This window comes from Cellulophaga sp. F20128 (genome assembly GCF_023015805.1).
In the GTDB taxonomy this organism is placed as follows: domain Bacteria; phylum Bacteroidota; class Bacteroidia; order Flavobacteriales; family Flavobacteriaceae; genus Cellulophaga.
In genome coordinates this window covers 228,515-250,656 of sequence record NZ_JALKBA010000001.1, presented here as the reverse complement: position 1 = coordinate 250,656, position 22,142 = coordinate 228,515, and the positions used below count along the sequence as shown (strand labels likewise).

Genomic DNA, 22,142 nt, shown 5'->3' with positions numbered 1-22,142 from the left:
TTTTTTTACTATCCTGCTGTTTGTTATGAAAAATAAGTTCCTTGCTACTACTTCGTTTTAATTGGGTAGGCTGGTGTCTTCATCGTTTTTGGTGGATTCTCCTTGAGTTGTTTCAGTGCTATTTCAATTGCTTTTTCTAATTGTGGGTCATGGCCATTAATGACCAGTTCTGGCCATTGTTCCACTTCAATATCTGGCGCAACACCTTCATTTTCCACTCGAAATCCGTTTTCTGTATAGAAGGCGACATTGGGAGCCGTAACAATACCTCCATCAATAAATTCAGGATATCCCAATACACCTACAAGGCCACCCCAAGTACGTTTACCAACGATGGTTCCTACCTTAAACTTTCTAAATAGCCATGGTAGATAGTCGCCGCCAGAACCTGCGGTTTCATCCGTAATCATCACTTTAGGGCCTTGTATGGAAGCACTCGGTGATTTTAAGTCCTTTCCGTACCTAAAGTTCCAATGGGCTTGTTCAGGACGTTTTAAAATATCGATATAATAATCGGCCAATGAACCACCTCCATTAAAACGTTCGTCAATTATTATGGCTTTTTTGTTGGCTTGTGGATAGAAATAACGTTTAAAATAATTAAAGCCATCAACACTGGTATTAGGTACATATACATAGGCAACTTCTCCGTTTGTAGCTGCATGTACTTTTTTCATATTAGCTTCCACCCAGTCTCTATTGCGTAGGGCCCATTCTGTTTCCAAAGGGGTTACCTTATAGGTTCTAGCGTTAGACCCATTTGCATTTTTACTAACTTGAAGCGTTACAATTTTATCGGCTGTATTTTCAAAAAAACTATAGATATTATCAGTTCCAACCAAGTTTTTACCGTTAACGGATAGGATATAATCACCTTCATTAATAGCCACCCCTGGTTCTGTTAATGGGGAGCGTAAATCAGGGGTCCAATTTAACCCACCGAAAATCTTATGAATTTGATAACGATTATTTTTCACTATATAATTGGCGCCTAATAAACCACCTGCAATTTGTTTTGGAGCATTGAGCCGATCTCCGAAGCTTGAAAAACGATGATGACCAACGGAAAGCTCGCTAAACATCCATTGCATAACACGATATAAATCGCTCCTACAAGCGATGTCTTTTAAAAAGGGTTGGTACTTAACTTTCATAGCATTCCAGTCGGCTCCATGCATACCGGGATCATAAAAATAATCTCTATTAACCCGCCATGCTTCATTAAAAATATTAGTCCATTCGTCTTTCGGGTTTATCTTTATGCTAATGGCATTTAAATTCACTGGCCCTTTTTTTGAGGGTGTTCCTAGATCGGAAATATACCATGAACCTTCGTTTCCATACAGCATTTTTTCGCCATTTGCCGAAACTTGAAAATGGCTAACAGCCATCAACTCTTCACTTTTGCGTTCCTTAAAATCAAATTTGTTGAGCTGCGATTCTGGCGAGTGGAAAGAAGAGGATACATAATATAATTCACCTTCTTTGGCTAAGTTTAAATTACTGTATACACCAGGTTTTATGGGTAAACTTAGTATGCGCTCTTGAAGACCATCCCAATCTATTTTTAAGACGAGAGTTGTGGGTTTGGCTTCTTTTTTGTCCTCTTCCTTTTTGACCGTTTTTGGTTCTTCTGTATCGTTTTCTTTAGCCAAAGGAGATAGCACTTCCTTTTGTAGGGTTACCATATAGATAGAGTGCGTTAATTCTTTGTCAATATTAGACTGATCAAACCAGTTTACCAAAGGACCTGCATCGGTGGAGGCTAACATATAGAGGTATTTTCCACTGGGATCAAAAACGGGTTCAGAAACATTGGATAGGCCATCTGAAAGAGGGTGCGATTTATTTTCTAGAAGGGAATAGGCGTAGGCTTTTTCAAAATTGGTGTCCGTTATTATCGTGTATGAAATCCAATTAGAATCATGAGACCAACTTCCAAAAAGGTCTCTAATATCTCCAGGCAAAAACATGATGTCTTGAGCTATTTTTGTCGTCTTTTTTGTCGCAATTTCTGTAACGTACAAATTACGGCCATTATCAACATAACTTATTTTTTTGCTATCTGGAGACCAATGAATATTGGCATAAAAACCGGTTCCTATTACTGGAATAGTGTTTGCATTTCCAGAATCAATATTTTTAATATGTAAGCTGTACTCACCAGATGCATCAGAGAAATAGGCGATAGCCGTTCCGTCTGGTGACCATTCTGGAAATTTTTCATGTATTCCGGTAGTTGCAGTAAGATTTTTAGGGTCTCCTTTTTCAGCGGGAACGGTTACAATATCCCCTCTAAAATCAACAACAGCTCTAGCGCCAGAAGGAGAAATTGATCCGGAACGCACATACTTTTCACCAGATACATAACGTTCTCTCAGTTCCAATAAATCAGTGGCAATATTAATAGTAAGGGTATTAGAAACATTGGTTTTAGTATTGTAAATATGCAAGGATCCGGCTTGTTCAAAAATGATTGCCTCATTATGTGCTGCAATATTTACAATTGGGAAATTGGTATAATCTGTGCGTTTCGCAATTGCCTTAGTAGATGTATTATAACTGTATAAATTAAATTCGCCATCCCTATCACTAATAAAATACACAGAATTCCCCATCCATTGGGGTTGGGAATCATTGCTGCCACCAGTAGGTTTTTGAATTTCTTCTACCTTATGCGACTTGGTATTGTACAGCCAAATTCGAGTCGTTGTACCTCCGCGATAATGTTTCCATTGTTGAAATCGATCCGAAATAGGGGTATAGGCAATTTCAGAATCGTCATCGTTATAAGAGGCCCAAAAGGCATTTGGAATATCCAATTGCGTTGTTGTTCCTCCATCAATTGAAATAGAAAAGAGTTGAACATATCTATTGGTAAACGAATTGCGTTGCGATGCAAATAGGATTGTTTTTCCATCAGTAGAAAAATCTCTAACATAATCATTATAGGGATGCCAGGTTAAACGCTTTGGTACGCCCCCTTTTACGGGAACAATATACACATCAGAATTGCCATCATATTGGGCATTAAAGGCAATTGTGGAGCCATCGGGTGAAAATATAGGATTAGATTCAATACCTTCATCAATGGTAAGGCGTATGGGATGAGAGCCATCTCTATTGGCTACCCAAAGATCTTCAGCATAAATAAAAGCGATATGAGTATCACTCAATGCAGGTTGTTGCATAAGTTTTGTCTGTGCTTTCAAGGTATGGCCTGAAAAAGCAACCATAAAAAGTAGTAGCACGGTACAGCTAGGAATTTTAAGCAAAGTTTTCATTTGTTTGGTTTTAGTTCTTTAAGTACTGCGAATGGTTCACAGGTTTTGTCAAATTTATTTATGGATGTTATAAATAATCTGTTTTTATCTATGCTTTCCAATAGAGGGTAGCGCTGAAATTCCGAGGCGCAACATTTTTCAGCCTTAGTTTCAACTTGTTGTTGATGCCAACACATGGTTACGGTTGTGTTTTACAGGAATCTATATTAAATATAGCAGAGCACTTAAAAACTACTTATAAAGCTATTCATATAGGAGACCCTGTTTTCAATCCATTGTTTCATAACCAACTCATCGGTTACTAAACCGTTATTCCACAATTGAAGGTTTCTAGCTTTTGCCCCAGCAATAATAAAAGAATGTTCTTCTATATGATCCATTAAATCCCCAAGGTGATTTGTTGTAAAATCTGACCAATATTCTTGAATCAACAATTTAATTGTGGGGTCAGACAACATGAGCCTTTTAAAGAATGTAGTGCCACTGTTTGTACCGGTCCAGAATAAATCGTCATCCGCATTGCGAAAATGCTGACCTGTTCCTTCATACCCATAAGCCCAATCAAAATCCCATAGGGGACCCATAGCATATTTTCCTCCAGCTGCTTTGTGCATATAAGTGCTTTTGGGATGATTAATTTCTTCATTGGAAGTTAGCATATACACAATAAAATATTTGGCAATAGATTCACCATCTATATAATCGAGATAATTGTTGTTTGGAAAATCTTCACTTGCAACCAAGGCCTCAAAGGTGTTCCAATCACTTTGTATTACATCCAATTCACCTTGTGTATCTAATCCAGGATCTTTTACCATTACGGGTAAATTGTACGCAGCGGATCTGAACTGCCATTCTTCATCAAAATATTGCTCTAATTCTAATAGGAGACCGGTGTCACCTACATTTACTCTATTTGTTTTTACCTCTATTTGTTCTGTTAGACCATATACTCCAAGATAATCACCATTTAAGGTTAATTCTACAGGTATAATGGTATTGGTAAATGGCATTTCTAACATACGTCCTATGGTGAACGCTACATTATTTAATAAATGCACACCGTCTTGATAATCGGCTAAAAGTACCCAATCTTTTTCTGGTAATAATCGAGAAAGTGGGTCATTATCGGCTACAAGAGTCTCCTTAGAATCCAATTTTATTTTAAAAGGTTTCTTTGGCCAACTCCAAGTAGAATTCCCCCTCCCTTTAACTTTGGCTTGTTCGCTAAGTTCAAAAACCCGATCCTCATATTTAGATTGTCCATCAATAGTTAACTTGGCATTTACATAGTCCTCTTTAGAAATAATTGGAGCACCACCTTCGGTGTCAATATAAATATGAGCCAAGGCATCATCCCAAGAAATGTTGACGTTGTATGCCTTAACAGCCCCAGATGAAGATTTTAGATTATAGGTAATGGATTTTCTAAAATCAACGGAACTGCTAGCACTTACTTGCGGTATAGTATTGATTTCTACAGTTTGTGCATTTGTAGTGAAGGTAGGAATAGCATTGAAAAAATAAGTTTTAAGCTCCCCGCTTACCGTATTGTTTTCAATATTAAAAACAATATCTTCACTTAAATGGGGATTGTTTTTCTTTTCAAAAACAAAAGATTCTAAAACCAAGTTTACGTCTTCTACTTCTGGGGTAGTGGTAGTTGACTCTTTAGAGCAACTTACACTAGTTAAAAAACCAATGAGTACATATAAATAGAGTAATCTTGGCTGTTTCAATAGTTTGTGCATAGTTGGTATGTTTTGGTTTTTTAGTTAATTGAGATCCTTTTAGCTTGGTTAAACACAAAATTATTGTGTAATTCTATTTTTTTGTTGTTTCAATAACACCCCTAAAATAACCAATGGATTCGGCAATTCCCATAAATGGATTGTTCTGATTTCTTTCGTGTTCAAGACTGCAAACACCTGTGTAACCTACTTTTCTAAGCATTCTCACTAGGGCAGGAAAGTCTATTATGCCACGACCTACTTCAATGGAATACCCCAATTTAGTGGGTGCAGTAACATCTTTTATGTGCATATCAAAAACGCGACTGATGTATTTTTTAAGGTCTGCAACAGGATCTTTGCCGTTGCGTTTATCATGACCAACGTCTAAGCACATTCCAATTCTTGGATCGAGGTCTTTTGTGTGGTTCCAAACATCTTCGGCATCTGGAAAGAGTTTAATGTCTGGTCCGTGCAAATGAATGGCATATTTAAAATCATACTCTTTTACTTTTTTATCAACATAAGGAAGCAACTCCACATTGGGAACGCCAACAATTAACTTTACCCCAACCCTTTTTGCATATTCAAAAGCCTGGTCTACTTCTGCTTCTGTTTTCATATAAATTGGGCCAACAGCATAACCTATGACATCATTGGCCTTCAATTTTGTATGAAAAGCAGCAATTTCTTCATCGGTGCTCGTCATTGGTAAATGGAAATCTTTGATGCATAAATAATGTACATCCAAGGCTTTTAATGTTTCAAGCGTTTTGTCAAGATCAAATTTCACAAAGGTATAACCTGCTATTCCTACTTTAAATGTTTCACCGGTTTCTGGTGGTGGCTGTGGTCCAGGCTTTATTTCTTGTGCGTTGCAAACTAGAATAGTGATTGCAAACAAAAACGCCATTGCTTTTAATTTCATTTTAAATTTTTTTAGGATTCTGTTGCATCTAATGTAGTAAATATAAACCGAATAGAAAATCCTCTAGGCCGGAGGTCTGCTGGTTTAAAAGTAGAGGAGGACTAGCAATAGATTTTATTGGGTATTGATTGGTACAGTGGTGCCCTGTGATAGAGCTGTTTTTCACTTAACGCGTAATATTTCATCAGTTTTACGCCCTTTTACCAACTTGTCTTAATACCTAGCTTTTTAGGTTAGAGGATTGTCTAATTCTTCGAGGATATAACCTCAGGTTACGCCCTAAATAAGGTGCGAATTTGGATGCAATATTGCCTTTTGAAAAAAGGTTTCAGAGGTTACTTTTTCGTCAATGAACTTTTGAATTTTGTCTTCATCAAACCCTTTCAACTAGGTTGTCACTAGAAGCAGTGCTGCCTTTGTGCTAATCTTCTTCTCCATTTTGTGATGTAATGCGGATTTATGGAAAAAAATTCATTTTTGATACGCGTTCATTGCGTTAAGCTATTACTTTTATTTCGATTTTTTTATAATTTACAGTATTGCTATCCCATAAACCATTGGTTTACGCTGACAATTTATTAATTTTTTTCAAAACATAGGTTCTTATTGTACATTGCACAAAAAATTAACTCCTATGAAAAATAAATCCCTTCTTTTTGCAATTTGTTGTCTGTTTGCTTTTGCAAGTAATGCACAAGAACTAACGGGGAAACAACTGTTAGAAAAGGCAATCGCATATCATGACCCAGCCAATAGTTGGGCACAGTTTAAAGGTAATTTTGTGGTAACCATGACCACGCCAAATAAAGTATCACGGGTAAGTGATATTCAAATAAATTTGCCGGGTAATACCTTTGTGTTAACCAACACCAGGGATGGTAATAAGATAACGAGTACCCTAAACAATGGGGACTGCGTACTGTCTGTTAATGATTCTATTATCACAGATGACGCCGAACTTAAAAAACACAAGCTAACCTGTGATCGGGTCAAAATGATGAAAAACTACTATACCTATCTGTATGGTTTGCCTATGAAACTAAATGATAATGGAACCATTATAGGCGAAGAAGTTCAAACGAAAACATTTAAAGGCAAGACCTATTTGGTGTTAAAGGCTACTTATGAGGAAAGCGTGGGTAAGGATACTTGGTACTTTTATTTTGACCCCAAAACCTATGCTATGGAAGTGTACCAGTTTTTTCATGATGAATCTAAAAATGATGGGGAATATATTTTGCTAACAGAAGAGGAAGAGGTAAATGGGATTAAAATGCCAAAAACAAGAGCCTGGTATTACAATAAAGACGACAAACACTTAGGAACAGATGTTCTGTCTAAACAATAAAATTAAAAAGAGTATGAATATCACTCGGTTCCTTTTCGGTATTACCGTCATGGCCCTACTACAATTGGGTTGTAGTGCCAAACACAGTTTAAATGTTGGGTTTACCAATTTAGGAGCCGATACTACATCGGTTTCTACCCCCTTTTATGCAGGATTAAATGGGTATGCATCGTTCCGAATACCATCAGTGGTTACAACCAAAAATACTGTCATGGCCTTTGCTGAAGGGCGTAAAAATTCGAGCAGTGATTATGGTGATATAGATGTGGTATGTAGACGCTCATTTGATGGAGGGAAAAGTTGGGAAGCATTGCAAATTATCCATAGCAATGGCGATTTGGTAGCCCAAAATCCGGTGCCTATTTACGATGCACAAAATGATAAGGTTGTATTGCTGTTTAATACGGCAGTTCTTAGCGAACACGCAATTTTACATACAGATTATAAGGCCAAAGACGGGAGAAGAGCCTTTGTAACCTCTACTGCAGATGAGGGCCTACATTGGGAAATTCCTAGAGAAATTACACAAAGTGTAAAAAGACCGTATTGGCGTTGGTTTGCCTTAGGTCCTGTGCATGGCATTCAATTGAAAAAGGAGATGCATAAGGGCAGGTTGGTGGTTCCTGTAGCTATTAGTATCGAAAAAGGGGGTACTGCTTATTGCATGGCCTTATTGTATTCTGATGATTTTGGTAAAAACTGGCAAGAGGGAGCGGTTGATGAAAATTTAAACGATATAGTACGCGCCAATGAAACAACGATTGTGGAATTAAATGACGGGCGAATCTATGTAAATACCAGGGATCATACGGGTGGGTCTGCCTTAAAAAATAGAGGAGAAACCTATAGTTTAGATGGAGGTTCAAGCTTTAGTGAGACCATTGTAGAGAGCGACAAATTCCCGAGTCCAATTGTACAATCGGCCTTATTACGGTGGAACTCCAACACGGACAATGGAGGTTCGGCCATCCTGTTTTCTACCCCTTCAAACCCAAATAAAAGAGAGAATTTGATCGTGATGGCCAGCTTTGACGAAGCGATGACTTGGGAAAAAGTTTTTCAGGTACACCAAGGCTTTTCTGCCTATTCAGATATGGTAAAAGTAGATGCAACTACCTTGGGTGTTTTGTATGAGACGGACAACTATAACAAGATACTGTTTCGGCGTATACGCATTAAATAGCCATCCCTAAATGTTTTTAAGCGGAGCTACACTCGCAACCACTACATCATCACTATATTATTTTAGTTTCTCTGGCTCAGTAGACTTAGAAAACAAACATTAGGGGAGCAAAAACCGTTTCTGAGCCTCCGTTTTGGGCTATGCTGTGTCAAAAGGGTCTAGCTGTGTGCCTATTATTTTGGGTCTAACAAGGCATCAATTTTGGCTATAGCATCTTCGTAATGGTAACGTGTTATCGTATTTATATAACCACTTTTGGCTGTTTGTAATCTGCTTCGCAATGTTTTTAATTCGCCTCGTACTAGGGAGCTAACATCTGAAGTTCCCACGTTATAAGACAATCTTCCTGTGCTTGTTTTTGTGTTCAATAAAACAGCCATTCGCTCTAAATAAGTGCGCTGCAGGTTTCTTCTGTAGATATCTACATTGATTCCGCGATAGGCTTCTTTCCACAAGCCTTTGCGGACATCAGAAAGCATTTCTAAGGCGCTATAGTAGTACTTGTTCGTAGTTTCGGCATCTATTAATCGTCCTAGGCGATCCGTGCTTAAAAGCGCACTTAAATGTCGGCCTTGAGCACTGCGTAACCTTTCAAAATAACCGGCATAGGCTATATTTTGCAAAACGGCCTTGTCTATAAGCCAATGCGGGGTGTTAAATACGTTTTCTTGTAGCCATTGCATGGATTTTTTTTGTGATGCTTTGTCTAGGTGGGTGTATACCACTCCTTCTTGGGCAGGTGTTTTTAGGTTTTCATAGACTCCACCAATAGTAGTTGTAACATGGCCTATATACCTGCCGTATACACTTAGTAATTCGCCGTATAATTCTTCTAAGTCATCATAATTATTGGTTTCGTCAGAGGTCCATTTTGATAGGTTTTCTGCCACATATTTTAGGTTTTTAAGGCCGTAGGTGCTCGCTTTTATTGGGTTATCTCCAAGGCCTTCCGTTTGCGATTGTGGGTCAAAGGAACTAGATTGTTTACCGTAGGTATATATAGGGTCGTCTGCTTTTTCTAAAACCCATTGGTTTAAAGTAGGTACTTCTTCTTCTGGAGTACCCGCATTTAGGTAGCGGTAGCCCCAATTGGTAACATAGTGATCATAGGGTCCCATTTGGCGTACAAAACGTATGTTTTCATCCTCAGGTTGCGCTATATAGTTGTAACGCGCATAGTCCATAATACTTGCGGCAATCCCGTATTCTTGGGTGAACTTCCCACTGCGTAATGAATCTACGGGGTAGGCATAACTGGCTGCCATATTGTGAGGAAAGCCAAGAGCATGGCCAACCTCATGTGCAATAACCATACGCATCATTTCACCAATCTCTTCAGGTTTGGTTTGTAGGGTTCTTGCGCTCGGGTTGGCTGCACCAGTTTCTAATAAATACCTGTTCCGGTAGCTGCGTAAATGGTTGTGGTACCAGATGATATCACTTTCTATTATTTCACCACTTCTTGGGTCAGACACACTTGGTCCAACTGCATTTCTGGTGGTACTTGCCACATATCGGATGACCGAATATCTAATGTCTTCTGGACTAAATTCTGGATCTTCTTCTGGGGTTGGTGCTTCCTTTGCAAGTATAGCATTTTTAAAACCAGCAGTTTCAAATGGTTTTTGCCAGTCCTCAATGCCTTGTTTTATATATTCCTTTAGGTTTTCTGGAGTCCCGGGGTCTAAATAATAAACAATGGGTTTAACGGGTTCTACCAATTCGCCCCGCGCATAGGCAGCAGTATCTTTAGGTTCTAGCCTCCAGCGTCTAATGTATGTTTTTTCATCTGCTTTTAACGCCTCACTTCCAAAATCGACCTGACTCACAGTAAAGAAGCCAACCCTTGGGTCATGCATACGAGGCTGCATAGGTTCTTCGGGTAATAAAATCATAGATTGATTCATTTGCAAACTAATAGATTCTGTGGCGCTTTGTGTAGAAGGTTCGGAGGCAGTATAGGTAAAATCTTGTTTTACTTCAATATTTTCAGGAAAACTCTTTACGCTATGAATAAAACTACGACTCGGGTCTAATCGTTTTACTTTGTAGGTACTTCTTGTTCTACTCGAAAGTCCGCTTATAGCGGGTACGTCAGTATCAAAAAGTGAAGTTACATCTATCACAACACTAGTAGAGTCAGTATTAAAAGCCTTTATATCAAAAGCAAATAGTGTTGGTTCATAATTATTGACACGAACTGATGCGCTTATAGCCTTAGAATTATCGGCAACATTGGCATATGATTTTACTTTTAAAAGTATTTTATTTTGAAAACGAACCCAGTGAACTACTTGCTCGTTGGTTTTAGAACCAGCATTCATATAGCCTCCACCAAAACCTGAAGGAATTTGGGCAATTCTACTCACCCAAAGCATATCTTTCTCTAGTTTATTTATTGGAATCTCATACAAAAAGGTTTTGTTCACCTTATGAACGGTAAAAAGACCGTTGTCTGAAATAGCTTCTTTAGTCACTACTTGGCTGTAGGGTTTAATGCCATCCTTTGCAACAGGAGCCTGTTGTTCCGTTTTTCCTTTTTTTACTTTTTTCTTTTTTTGAGCGATTGTAAAGTTTGTGGTAGACAAGCTAATTGCCAAACAAAATAATAGTAGTTTTTTCATTTTCCGATTATTGGTGAAGCAATATACTAAAAGTAATGGGAATGCTATTTCGTTTTTGACACTATAGATGGTGACCCAAGAATGATTTGGAGGCCCGGTTTTAGATTTTTGAGATCTTCGGCTGTAACCAAAGTATTCCATGCGTATATTTTCTTCAGTTTTTTCAGCTTTTCAAAGGAATCAAAACTAGATTTAGAGATGCTTGTATGATGTAAACTTATGCTAGACAAACTGTTTAGATTTGTAATCTGTGAAATCCCATTGTCGGTTATTGGGTTGTTGTTTAAAACTAATTTCTGAAGATTTTGAAATTGCGCAATAGGAGTTAAGTTTTCATCAGTCACCCTATTGTTATTCAAGGACAACCATAGTATATTTTCTTTTATTTTAACGAGTTCATTGAGCATAGTAGGTAATTGGCCTTGGTTGTTTTCCGTGATGGTATTGTCTGGAAGAACTATTTCATATAAATGAGATTCAAAAATTAGTTCCCTAATCTTAAATCCTTTTGTAGTGAGATTACTTAAGATTGCCTCGTCAATTTTTTCTACTTTAGGTAGTTTGGTTTCTCCTTCTTTTTCGAAGCCTTCAAAATGCAACATAGACGCCATGCTTGCAAGGACGTTTTTTGGGGATTTAGAAGGGTTAATTTTTATTGTAAAATCGGCATTGAGCGAATCTATCCAATAGGTGATGATCTGTTTTTCTTCTTCGGTTAATGGTGTTTTGCCTTCAGGCGGCATAAAATCTTCATGATTAGGGGCCAAGGTAGTTCGGTGAATTAATTCTGACGTTAATGCTTTTCCGGCTTCGATTATTTTTCCATTTTCTCCCCCTTTTTTAATAGCGACGGAATCTTCAAGTGACAAGTTGCCTTTTTTCTTGGATGAATTGTGGCAGCTTACGCATTTGTTGTGTAAAATGGGTTGCACCAAATAATCGAAAACAACCGCATCTTCTAGTTTTTCAATGGGAGAAAGGGCGACTTTTTTTTCCTTAAAAAAAGGAGCATATTTGGTTAGATAATTGCTACCGTGTGTTAAGTTTCCTCCGTAATGTCCGGTAATGCTTACCAATAGTACAACTAATATTAATATTGTTGTATTGGATTTTGCGCTAGTACTTTGCGCCACTTTTAGTTTTTCTGTTCTAATTGCCCAGCATATAAAAGAAACACAGGTAGTGGCAATACCTAACCATAGGTGGGTGTTGAGCATTTCTTCTTGGTAATCTCCGCTTTGCGAAAGCATATATCCCAACACCGAGGCAAGGAAGGCGCTAATGGCCCCGCAGAAAAGGGCTAACGGAATTACAGCGGATAAGTTTTTGTTTTTCTTCCACTTGCTTCCTAATTCGAGAATAAGCGCAAAAAATAAAAAGCCAATAGGGAAATGGACTAATAAAGGGTGAAAACGGCCTAAGAAAAGTACAAAATCGGTAACATCATTCATAAATACATAATATTTTTAAATCAACTTAAGATGTCTTTAACTGCATGGCCGTGTACATCTGTTAGTCGAAAGCGTCTTCCTTGATGTTTAAAAACTAGTCGCTCATGGTCAATACCAAAAAGGTGTAGTAATGTAGCTTGGAAATCATGGGTATGTACAGGGTCTTTCGTTATATTATAGCTAAAATCGTCTGTTTCTCCATACGTGAAACCAGGTTTTATTCCGGCCCCAGCCATAAACATTGTAAATGCTTTTGGGTGGTGATCTCTACCGTAGTTGGTCGCTGTTAATTGTCCTTGAGAATATACGGTTCGTCCAAACTCGCCACCCCAGACCACTAAGGTGTCTTCTAACATGCCTCTTTGTTTTAAATCTTTAATTAAAGCAGCTGTAGCTTGGTCTGTGTTTTTGCTTTGGTGTTTTATTCCACCGGGACAATTGCCATGTTGATCCCATCCCTGATGAAATAACTGGACAAATTTTACATCTTTTTCTAATAATTTCCGAGCCATTAAACAATTGGCGGCATAGGTGCCTGGGTTGCGGCTATCTTCTCCATACATTTCAAAAATAGCATCCGGTTCATTGGAGGTATCTGTAACTTCGGGTACGGATGTTTGCATTCTAAACGCCATTTCGTACTGCGTCATTCGCGCATTAATCTCAGGGTCTCCATAAGTGTCGTAAGCCACATCATTTAATTTTCCTAAATAATTAAGCATGTTTCTTCTGTCGTTCCCATCGTAATTTTCAGGATCACTTAAATATAATACAGGATCTTTGCCAGCTCTAAACTGCACCCCTTGGTGTTCTGTTGGTAAAAATCCATTGCCCCACAGACGGGAATACAAGGGTTGTCCAGATCCGTTTTTTGAAACTAAAGTTATAAAGGTTGGTAAGTTTTCGTTGTCAGATCCAAGGCCATAACTTAGCCATGAGCCTATAGAAGGTCTGCCTGGAAGCTGACTTCCTGTTTGAAAAAAGGTGATGGCCGGATCGTGGTTAATGGCATCGGTATGCATACTTTTTACAAAGCATAAATCATCTACAATTTCTGAAAGGTAGGGCATGGCTTCGCTAACCCAGGCTCTAGATTCGCCATACTGTTTAAAGTTTAAAGTGGATGCCGCTATAGGAAATGCAGTTTGCCCTGCGCTCATACCCGTTAGGCGCTGTCCGGCTCTTACAGAATCGGGTAAATCCTGACCGTACATGTCTACAAGCTTGGGCTTGTAATCAAATAGATCTAATTGTGATGGGCCTCCACTTTGAAAAAGGTATACAATGCGTTTTGCCTTGGGTAAATGATGGGGTAATCCTAATTTATTAGTGTTAAACGCAGTCAGTAGCTCCTCTGGAGTTGATTTCCTATTTCCCTGGGCATTCGTTGTATTTAGTAAGGAGCCAAGGGCCATTGCACCCAGCCCTAAGGATGTTTTTTTAAAAAACTCTCTACGATCCCACTGTCTTTCTACCTCTTGTAAATCGGTATTATCAGAACTTAATTTACTGTGATTTGTGCACATAGAACTTACCTTTTTGTTATTGTTGCATCACTATTCATAATCGTATTTGCTACGACTGCATTGGCGGCTATTAAAGCTTCATCTTTCCCTTTGGCAATGGTAAAGGCACCTGTTTGCAGCCATCCCTTTGTTTTTGAGGGGTTTTCCTTAAATTTTTGATATTCGGTTTTTTGAAGATCAACTAATAAGGCTAATTCTTTGGCTGTAATTGTTTTTCCTGTTAACTTTTTATAGACCATTGCAATACCTTGAGTAGGTTTGGCAAAGCTGAGCATCTCATTTCCTAATACTCTAGCGGTTTCGGTATAAATAGGATCATTCAACAAAAGCAAGGCTTGCAAAGGTGTGTTTGTTTCTTGTCTTCTAATGGTACATACGTCTCTTGCAGGAGCATCAAAAGTGGCTAGAGTTGGGTGGGGTACAGAGCGTTTCCATATGGTGTAAAGACTTCTGCGGTATAAATTAACCCCTTTGTCCTCGCTATAGGCAGCACCATTAACACGCCATAAGCCGTCAGGTTGATAAGGGTGAACACTTTTGCCGCCTATTTGTTGTGTTAAAAGACCCGAAGCAACTAAGGCGTTGTCTCGTAACATTTCTCCTGTAAGCCTTTGGCTAGGGCCTCTGGCTAATAATCTGTTTTCTGGATCTATCTCCTGCAGTTCATTGCTGGCTATAGAAGACTGTTGGTAGGTACTGGACATCACAATCAATTTTTGAAACGCTTTAACATCCCAATCAGAATTTATAAATTCTAAGGCAAGCCAATCCAATAGTTCGGGATGACTTGGCATCTCACCTTGATTGCCAAAATCTTCAGCCGATTTTACCAAACCTGTGCCAAAGTAATGTTGCCAAAACCGATTTACGGCAACCCTTGCGGTTAATGGATTTTCTGGATTAAAAAGCCATTTGGAAAGTCCCAAGCGGTTTTTTGGCAGATTTTTTGGCATTGGAAATATCTTTGAAGGGGTGTTTGGAAACACAGAATCCGTTTTTGCATCGTATACCCCACGGTCTAAAAGATACGATTGTACAGGCTCCTTTGTTTCTTTCATCACCATAACTTCCTGTATATGTTCCATACTGTCTGCATATGCTTTTCGCAATTGACTAAGTTCATCAAGCTCCTTGTTCATTTTTTTTGATACCGCTAGAACGTAGACTTCTTTTAACTGAACTTTGTCTGCAACGGTTAAATCTTGTTCTTTTTTGTTTGCTAGTACGGTAGGTTCTTCCCTGGCTGCCAATTGCATAATTTCTAAGGCTGCCAATTGCCTGTGGTAAACTCTAATTTCGTCAACGACACCTCCCTTTATTCCTTTGCCACGCCATCTTGCGCCAAATTGAAGCCCTGGTTCATTGCCATTTCTAAAAAGGATGTCCTTGTATAAATTATCGACCTTAGTATGGGTCGGGGCTTCTCTTCCGTTAATAAATAATCCTACGCCATCTGCAGTACTAGAACCATCATAGGTCATACTAAAATGGACCCACTCATCTCTTGGAAAATTGTGTGTAGAAGTTTTTATAATGGCATTTCCAGGGGCTGTATGCGCCATCATCAACTCTAACTTGTTGTCTACAATTTTAAGATGGTAGCCACGCCAATTATAAAGTATTGCGCCATCTCCTTTGTGAAAGATATTACCGTCACTCAGATTGGCAGGTATGTGCGCCCATAAACTAATAGTAAAGGCATCCCCTTTACCAAAAACGGCGGTTTTAGAAAGGTCTAACCAAGTGTCTCCATTAAACCGAACACCCTTGCCGTGTTTTCCAGAAACAAGATCAGCCTTTTTATCTACAACAGATTCGCGTTTTAATACGCCTTTTATTTTTGGATTTATAGCATTTTCAAGTTGCTGATTGTCTAATGGGAAATAGGCTGCCAATCCATTTTCTGGTAGCTGCTGTAAAATGGTTTTGTACTTGTTTTGGGAAATCCAACTCTTAAAATCTTTGCTATCAACTAAGGGGGTTATAGTTTTAATTGTTTGTTCCTTTGCAACCAATAGTTGGTCCATGTAGGCTATCATTTTAGCTTCTTCATCGGTGGTTAAAAGCAAGGTAGGGACAGGCATTGCATTGTTCCAGGAAATTTGGCCAGACTCATTAATGTTGTTAAAGAAACTAGTTAGTTCATAGAAATTCTTGTGTGATATGGGGTCGTATTTATGGTCATGACATCGGGCACAAGCAACAGTAAGGCCCATAAAAGCTTGTCCAAATGTGCTAGCTCTGTCTGCAGCATATTCTATTAAAAATTCTTCGTTAACAATACCGCCTTCCATATTTTGTGGATGTATTCTATTGAAGGCAGTGGCTAGTTTCATTTCTTGTGTTGGGTTTTCAAGCAGGTCGCCGGCCAACTGCCAGGTAACAAAATCATCATAGTGCATATTTTTGTTAAATGATTTAATCACCCAATCGCGCCAAGGAGACATATCTCTATAACGATCTACGCTATAACCATGGGTGTCGGCAAAACGGGATAAATCCATCCAATGTGATGTCATTTGTTCTCCGTAACTGGAAGAGGCCAAGAGTCTGTCTACCTGTTTTTCATAGGCTTTACTAGTGGTGTCTTTTGTAAAGTTGCTGATCTCTTCAAGAGTTGGAGGAAGACCTGTAAGATCAAAAGACAGCCTTCTTAAAAGTGTTTCTTTAGCCGCTTTAGGAGCGGGAACTAATTTTTCTTGTTTGAGCTGGGCTTGAATAAAATGGTCTATAGGATTTGCTGTGGTTCCTACATTTTGAAGTTTCGGTATCTTATATGTTTTTGGGGGAATATACGCCCAATGATCTTTGTAGGTAGCCCCATCCTTAATCCATTTCAGCAATAGGGCTTTCTCTTTGGCGGTTAAGGTGAGATGTGAATCTGGTTCAGGCATAATAATGCTAGGATCGTCAGACAAAATTCGAAATACGAGCTCACTTTTTTTAAGATTCCCAGGTACAATGGCATATTTTCCAGGAGATTCTGATAGTTCAGCATAGGCTTTTTCTTGTAGATGTAGTTGAAGGCCGCCTTTTATTTTAGCCTTATCTGGACCATGGCATGCAAAGCATTTGTCAGATAAAATAGGTTTTATATGCTGGTTGAAATCTAGATTTTTGGGTAAAATATCGTATTCAGCTTGTACCAATTCCGGTAAAATAGGGCTGCTACAAGCTGCTAAAAATAGTAGTATGCAGGGAAAAATTATCGTTATTTGTTTTCTTACTCTCATTTAATAAAAAACAACAAGATAATAATTTTTAGGTCATTTGCACCATTAAGTAATGTTTAATGTAGCCTATTGGTTTAAACGGTTTGTATGTAAGGAGGTATTACCTGTAAAAATTCATTTCATCCATGTATTGCCAAACCGCATTGGGAAGTAAGGGTTTAATGTTTTTTCCCAATTGGTGTTGTTTGCGAATAAATGTGGATGATATTTCCATAATAGGAGCAGCAACAGTTTTAATTTTTGGATTGTTTTGAAACTGAGGCGCTATTTTTCCTTCGGCAATTCTTGGGTATACATAAATGGTATGATTGTCTAAAATAACCTCATAATTTTTCCATTTATGAAGACTTTTAAGGTTGTCTTCTCCCATAATGAGTGAGAAATTATATTGGGTGCCGTATTTTTCTAACAAATGTGCTAGCGTGTGTACCGTGTAATTGGGTTGGGGTAAATTAAATTCAATCTTTGAAGGTTTTAATTTTGGGTAATCTTTTGTGGCTTCAAAGACCATTTGGTACCTGTGGTTGTTGTCTAGCAGCGATTGTTTTGTTTTAAACGGACTTTGTGGTGTAATTACAAACCAAACTTCATCCAAGTCTGAAAACTCTACAATATGGTTGGCAATAATTAAATGCCCAATATGAATGGGGTTGAAGGTGCCAAAATACAGCCCAATCTTTTTCATATTAATTTGCTTCCGTTGGTCTGTTAATAAACTCTGCCACTAATTCTTCAGCCTCTTTTAAGGCAATGTCTAAATCATAATTTTTAATAACAGCATCAAATTGGGGTGCTGTTGCAAGCTCTACAGAGGCTTTGGCAATCCGCATATTAATTTTATCGTCGCTCTCCGTACTTCGTTTTTTTAATCTGATTTTAAGTTCATCTATGCTGGGTGGTTTTACAAATACGGCTAAAGTTTGATCGGGAAACTTCTTTTTGATTCGTAATCCCCCTGCAACATCAATATCAAAAATTACATTTTTCCCTTCTGCCCATAGGCGCTCTACCTCCGATTTTAAAGTCCCGTAAAAATTGTCTCTATAGACTTCTTCCCACTCTAAAAATTTATCGCTTTTAATGTTGTTTTTAAAATCTGATAGGGATAAAAAATAATAGTGAATTCCTTGTTTTTCCTTACCTCTTTTGGGTCTTGAAGTGGCGGAAACTGAAAAAGCTAAATTTAATTCTTCTATGCCAAGTAGGTGTCTAACAATTGTGGTTTTACCACTCCCCGAGGGTGCAGAAAATATGATAAGTTTACCGCCTTTCATTATAAAACGTTTAACATTTGTTCCTTGATTTTTTCTAGCTCGTCTTTCATTTGTACAACCAGCTGTTGCATGGGTGCAAAATTTGCCTTGGAACCAATGGTGTTAATTTCCCGACCTATTTCTTGAGAAATAAAGCCTAATTTTTTTCCGTTAGAATCAGCCGAATTTATGGTTGTAGTAAAGTAGCTCAGGTGGTTAGCCAAGCGTACCTTTTCTTCGGTGATGTCATACTTCTCTAAATAGTAGATGAGTTCTTGCTCAAATCGGTTTTGGTCAACTTCTGTTTTAAGATCTGTAACCGCCTTATCTAAACGCTCCCTTACGGCTGTTTGCCGGTCTGGGTCTATTGCAATTACTTGGGTTAAAAGAGATTCGAGAGAAGCTATTCTTTGTTTAAAATCTTGTTCTAATACAGCGCCTTCTTCAGTTCTAAAAGTGTTTATTTCTTGTAGTGCTATGGTAAGAGTGTCTTGTATGGCTTTGTATTCTTCAACGTCAATTTCTTCACGTTCAGTTTTCATAGCGTCGGGCAATCGCAATGCCATTTCCAACAATTTTAAGTCATCTCCACCTGCAATTTGTTCTAATTGTTGCATGTATTGTTTTACAATGTCCTCATTAATTTTAGAAGTGGCATCTGTACCGGTGGTTTCAATAAAAAGACTAAAATCTATTTTTCCTCTTTCTAGACCATTGGCAATGGTTTTACGCAATTCCAATTCTTTCTCTCTGTATGCAGATGGCATACGGGCATTTAAGTCTAAACTTTTACTGTTGAGGGACTTAATTTCAATGGTTATCTTTTTTGATGGAAGCTGCACTACGTGTTTTCCAAATCCGGTCATGGACTGAATCATAAATTCTAAATTTTATGCAAAGATAGTGGTTTTAGATTCAAAATTAAACCGGTTAGATTACAACTCTCTAACCCAGATATTTCTGTAACTCACTCGGCTATTGTCTCCGTGATCTTGCAATTTAATGGGCGCTTTACCGTGTGCTTCATTTTTAGGCCAGCCAACATAAGGTGTTGTTCCTTTTATTTCTACATGATCTTGTACAAGAATACCATTGTGTAATAAGGTTAGGGTACCAGATTTTGTTTTCTTGCCAGTGGCGTCAAATTCAGGTGCATGGTAGATAACATCATAAGTATTCCACTCTCCAGTGGGAGTTGATGCTTTTGCCAAGGGAATGTGCTGTTTGTATATGGAGGCAACCTGCCCGTTTACATAGGTGTCATTATCATTGTTGTCTAACACCTGTATTTCATACTTGTCTTGTAGAAATATCCCACTGTTTGCGCGACTTTGTCCTTTTCCTTGGACCTCTGCCGGTGATCGCCATTCTATATGCAATTGTATACTGCCAAAATCCTGTTTTGTTTTTATATAACCAGATTTGTTTTTTACAGTAAAAAATCCTTCTTCCTTGTTTACTTCCCAAGGTGCCGGTTTGTTATTTACACCTACCCATTGTTCTAAGTTAGAACCACTAAACAGAACAATAGCATCACTAGGTGCTGCATTGGCCTTGGCAGGTATCACTGTGGGTGGTACCGGAGCGTAAAGCTCTGTCTCCTGTGGCTTGGTAGGCTCTACACCACTGTATTCTGTAGGTGTGTTATAATTTGTATCAATGGTAGTTTGGTCAATCTGGTTGTTTACTTTACAGGAAGCGATCAGTACTAGTGCAAAAAGGGGTACTATAATTTTATGCATGCTATAATTCTTTTATTTTGATATTTCTAAAAGACACAATATTTCCGTGGTCTTGTACTCCAATTTTCCCTGTTTTAAATTTTGCAAAACCATCCCAATTGCTAAATTTTGAATTGGCAAGTAAGGCATCCCATTCAGGGCCGTGAAGCGGAAATTCTGCGATAGTAACTCCATTTAGTGTACTACTACCTTTGTTTGTTTTATAGTTAATAGAAATAACGCAGCTGTTCCATTCTCCTACGGGTTTCGTGACGTCTTTACTTGGTGCAACCATATCGTAAAGGGCACCTGCATGGCGATCTGGTCCGTTTTTGCCATCTGGATGTTTCTCATTGTCTAAAACTTGAATTTCTGGTCCAGTCTCATAAGGTTGTCCGTATTTTCCATCGTCATTTATACCCCAGAAAATACCACTGTTTCCTCCTTCAGATATTTTCCAGTCCATAGTGAGTATGAAATTGGTAAATTCTTTTTTAGTAATTAAATTGTAGTTTGCCCCTTTAACACGGTCTGTTGGTGGATGAAAAACTAAGGCATCACCTTCAATTTTCCATTCTGCTCTTGGCGAATCTTCACCATATCCTTTCCATTGGTCAAGGTTTGTACCGTCAAAAAGGACAGTCCATCCATCTTGGTTTTCTTCTGTTGTAGTTGAGTTTGTAGCTGTTTCAGTTGTTTTGTTGGTTTTGTCCTTACAGCTAAAGGTCAGCACAGCAACACAAATAATAAAAAATATTTTTTTCATGAGTTCAGTTGGTTTTAGAAATGATTGAGTATTAAAGGCCAAGTATCTTTTTTAGTTTTTCTTTGTCGGTTTCAGCCCCTGCAAAGTCGTCAAAAGTTTTTTCGGTGGCTTCAATAATATGGTCTTGAATAAATTTAGCGCCTTCAATGGCTCCTTGTTCTGGACTTTTAATACAGCATTCCCATTCCATAGTAGCCCAAACATCGCAACCGTATTGGGTTAATTTAGAGAATATAGTTTTAAAATCTATTTGTCCGTCTCCTAAGGAGCGATACCTACCTGCTCTATTTATCCAATCGTTATAGCCTCCAAAAGCTCCTTTTTTTCCAGTGGGATTAAATTCAGAATCTTTTACGTGAAATGACTTAATAAATTGGTGGTAATGGTCTATAAATTCTATATAATCTAATTGTTGTAATACAAAGTGGCTAGGGTCGTATAAAATATTTACCCGTTTGTGGTTCCCAGTGGCTTCTAAAAATCGTTCAAAAGTATCGCCGTCATGTAAGTCTTCACCCGGATGAATTTCATAACAAACATCAACACCTTCATCATCAAAATGATTTAAGATAGGCAGCCATCTTTTTGCCAATTCTTCAAAGCCCAATTCTACTAAACCTGGAGGCCTTTGTGGCCATGGGTGCATGGTATGCCAAAGTAGGGAGCCTGAAAAAGTAGCGTGACTTGTAATACCTAACCGTCTGCTAGCAGTAGCCGCCTTTTTTACGGTTTCAATAGCCCATTCAGTTCGTGCTTTAGGGTTGTTGTGCAGATGTTTAGGCGCAAAACCATCAAACATAATGTCGTAAGCGGGGTGTACGGCTACAAGTTGTCCCTGTAGGTGGGTAGAAAGTTCGGCAATTTCTAAACCGTAAGAATTTACTTTACCCTTAAGGTCGTCACAATAGGTCTGACTTTCCGACGCCTTGTCTAGATCGATTAAAAAAGTTTCCCAAGTGGGTATTTGTATGCCTTTATATCCTAAATCTGCTGCCCATTTGCATAAGCCATCTAAGGAGTTAAAGGGAGGTTTGCTATCAATAAACTGTGCTAAAAAAACTGATGGTCCTTTTATTGTCTTCATTTTATGTAATT

At 38.3% G+C, this 22,142-nt stretch carries 16 protein-coding genes; 2 read left to right on the top strand and 14 right to left on the bottom strand.

Annotated elements, in window-relative coordinates; genetic code table 11:
• Positions 1–47: 47 nt before the first annotated feature.
• The 4 genes from MWU65_RS01040 to MWU65_RS01025 form a co-directional block, all read right to left on the bottom strand.
• Entirely contained in the window at positions 48–3,284 is a 3,237-nt protein-coding gene (locus tag MWU65_RS01040; protein ID WP_247074981.1) for a S41 family peptidase, read from the bottom strand.
• Positions 3,285–3,508: 224 nt separating this feature from the next.
• Positions 3,509–5,035 carry a CotH kinase family protein gene (locus MWU65_RS01035; protein ID WP_247074978.1) on the bottom strand — a complete coding sequence of 509 codons (1,527 nt, stop codon included), beginning with the start codon at positions 5,033–5,035 and terminating at the stop codon, positions 3,509–3,511.
• A 73-nt stretch (positions 5,036–5,108) separates the two neighbouring features.
• On the bottom strand, positions 5,109–5,942 hold the full coding sequence (locus tag MWU65_RS01030) for a sugar phosphate isomerase/epimerase (RefSeq protein ID WP_247074977.1): 834 nt from the start codon (positions 5,940–5,942) through the stop codon (positions 5,109–5,111).
• A 279-nt stretch (positions 5,943–6,221) separates the two neighbouring features.
• The gene (locus MWU65_RS01025) at positions 6,222–6,329 is read right to left on the bottom strand and encodes a DUF2200 family protein (RefSeq protein WP_247074976.1); all 108 of its coding nucleotides are present in this window, start codon (positions 6,327–6,329) and stop codon (positions 6,222–6,224) included.
• Positions 6,330–6,576: 247 nt separating this feature from the next.
• On the opposite strand from MWU65_RS01025, the gene MWU65_RS01020 reads away from it, so the two are divergent.
• Both MWU65_RS01020 and MWU65_RS01015 read left to right on the top strand, forming a co-directional pair.
• Positions 6,577–7,290 carry a DUF6503 family protein gene (locus tag MWU65_RS01020; protein WP_247074975.1) on the top strand — a complete coding sequence of 238 codons (714 nt, stop codon included), beginning with the start codon at positions 6,577–6,579 and terminating at the stop codon, positions 7,288–7,290.
• A 13-nt stretch (positions 7,291–7,303) separates the two neighbouring features.
• Positions 7,304–8,473, top strand: coding sequence for a sialidase family protein (locus MWU65_RS01015; protein ID WP_247074974.1), 1,170 nt, complete (start codon positions 7,304–7,306; stop codon positions 8,471–8,473).
• A gap of 173 nt (positions 8,474–8,646) precedes the next feature.
• Here the strand turns inward: MWU65_RS01015 and MWU65_RS01010 are convergent, their stop codons facing one another.
• From MWU65_RS01010 to MWU65_RS00965, 10 genes are all read right to left on the bottom strand, one after another.
• A complete protein-coding gene (locus tag MWU65_RS01010) occupies positions 8,647–11,097 on the bottom strand; it encodes a zinc-dependent metalloprotease (RefSeq protein ID WP_247074972.1) in 2,451 nt (816 codons plus the stop codon).
• Between the two features lie 44 nt (positions 11,098–11,141).
• Positions 11,142–12,548 (bottom strand): DUF2231 domain-containing protein, encoded by a 1,407-nt coding sequence (locus MWU65_RS01005; RefSeq protein WP_247074971.1) that lies wholly within the window; start codon positions 12,546–12,548, stop codon positions 11,142–11,144.
• A 20-nt stretch (positions 12,549–12,568) separates the two neighbouring features.
• The gene (locus MWU65_RS01000) at positions 12,569–14,074 is read right to left on the bottom strand and encodes a DUF1501 domain-containing protein (protein WP_247074969.1); all 1,506 of its coding nucleotides are present in this window, start codon (positions 14,072–14,074) and stop codon (positions 12,569–12,571) included.
• Between the two features lie 5 nt (positions 14,075–14,079).
• A complete protein-coding gene (locus tag MWU65_RS00995; protein ID WP_247074967.1) occupies positions 14,080–17,307 on the bottom strand; it encodes a DUF1553 domain-containing protein in 3,228 nt (1,075 codons plus the stop codon).
• Positions 17,308–17,407: 100 nt separating this feature from the next.
• A complete protein-coding gene (gene nadD, locus MWU65_RS00990; protein WP_247074965.1) occupies positions 17,408–17,992 on the bottom strand; it encodes a nicotinate (nicotinamide) nucleotide adenylyltransferase in 585 nt (194 codons plus the stop codon).
• 1 nt (position 17,993) lies between these two features.
• Complete coding sequence (gmk, locus tag MWU65_RS00985; RefSeq protein WP_247074964.1) at positions 17,994–18,581, bottom strand: guanylate kinase; 588 nt, start codon at positions 18,579–18,581, stop codon at positions 17,994–17,996.
• Entirely contained in the window at positions 18,581–19,438 is an 858-nt protein-coding gene (locus MWU65_RS00980) for a YicC/YloC family endoribonuclease (RefSeq protein WP_247074963.1), read from the bottom strand. The genes gmk and MWU65_RS00980 overlap by 1 nt, the downstream gene beginning before the upstream one ends.
• A gap of 57 nt (positions 19,439–19,495) precedes the next feature.
• On the bottom strand, positions 19,496–20,302 hold the full coding sequence (locus MWU65_RS00975) for a DUF1080 domain-containing protein (protein WP_247074962.1): 807 nt from the start codon (positions 20,300–20,302) through the stop codon (positions 19,496–19,498).
• A gap of 1 nt (position 20,303) precedes the next feature.
• Positions 20,304–21,047, bottom strand: coding sequence for a DUF1080 domain-containing protein (locus MWU65_RS00970; RefSeq protein WP_247074960.1), 744 nt, complete (start codon positions 21,045–21,047; stop codon positions 20,304–20,306).
• Between the two features lie 31 nt (positions 21,048–21,078).
• A complete protein-coding gene (locus MWU65_RS00965; protein ID WP_247074958.1) occupies positions 21,079–22,131 on the bottom strand; it encodes a sugar phosphate isomerase/epimerase in 1,053 nt (350 codons plus the stop codon).
• Positions 22,132–22,142: the final 11 nt, after the last annotated feature.

Bases quoted from the DNA above. Each gene is read 5' to 3' on its own strand.
- MWU65_RS01040 (WP_247074981.1), bottom strand. From the start codon at position 3,284: ATGAAAACTTTGCTTAAAATTCCTAGCTGTACCGTGCTACTACTTTTT.
- MWU65_RS01035 (WP_247074978.1), bottom strand. From the start codon at position 5,035: ATGCACAAACTATTGAAACAGCCAAGATTACTCTATTTATATGTACTC.
- MWU65_RS01030 (WP_247074977.1), bottom strand. From the start codon at position 5,942: ATGAAATTAAAAGCAATGGCGTTTTTGTTTGCAATCACTATTCTAGTT.
- MWU65_RS01020 (WP_247074975.1), top strand. From the start codon at position 6,577: ATGAAAAATAAATCCCTTCTTTTTGCAATTTGTTGTCTGTTTGCTTTT.
- MWU65_RS01015 (WP_247074974.1), top strand. From the start codon at position 7,304: ATGAATATCACTCGGTTCCTTTTCGGTATTACCGTCATGGCCCTACTA.
- MWU65_RS01010 (WP_247074972.1), bottom strand. From the start codon at position 11,097: ATGAAAAAACTACTATTATTTTGTTTGGCAATTAGCTTGTCTACCACA.
- MWU65_RS01005 (WP_247074971.1), bottom strand. From the start codon at position 12,548: ATGAATGATGTTACCGATTTTGTACTTTTCTTAGGCCGTTTTCACCCT.
- MWU65_RS01000 (WP_247074969.1), bottom strand. From the start codon at position 14,074: ATGTGCACAAATCACAGTAAATTAAGTTCTGATAATACCGATTTACAA.
- MWU65_RS00995 (WP_247074967.1), bottom strand. From the start codon at position 17,307: ATGAGAGTAAGAAAACAAATAACGATAATTTTTCCCTGCATACTACTA.
- nadD (WP_247074965.1), bottom strand. From the start codon at position 17,992: ATGAAAAAGATTGGGCTGTATTTTGGCACCTTCAACCCCATTCATATT.
- gmk (WP_247074964.1), bottom strand. From the start codon at position 18,581: ATGAAAGGCGGTAAACTTATCATATTTTCTGCACCCTCGGGGAGTGGT.
- MWU65_RS00980 (WP_247074963.1), bottom strand. From the start codon at position 19,438: ATGATTCAGTCCATGACCGGATTTGGAAAACACGTAGTGCAGCTTCCA.
- MWU65_RS00975 (WP_247074962.1), bottom strand. From the start codon at position 20,302: ATGCATAAAATTATAGTACCCCTTTTTGCACTAGTACTGATCGCTTCC.
- MWU65_RS00970 (WP_247074960.1), bottom strand. From the start codon at position 21,047: ATGAAAAAAATATTTTTTATTATTTGTGTTGCTGTGCTGACCTTTAGC.
- MWU65_RS00965 (WP_247074958.1), bottom strand. From the start codon at position 22,131: ATGAAGACAATAAAAGGACCATCAGTTTTTTTAGCACAGTTTATTGAT.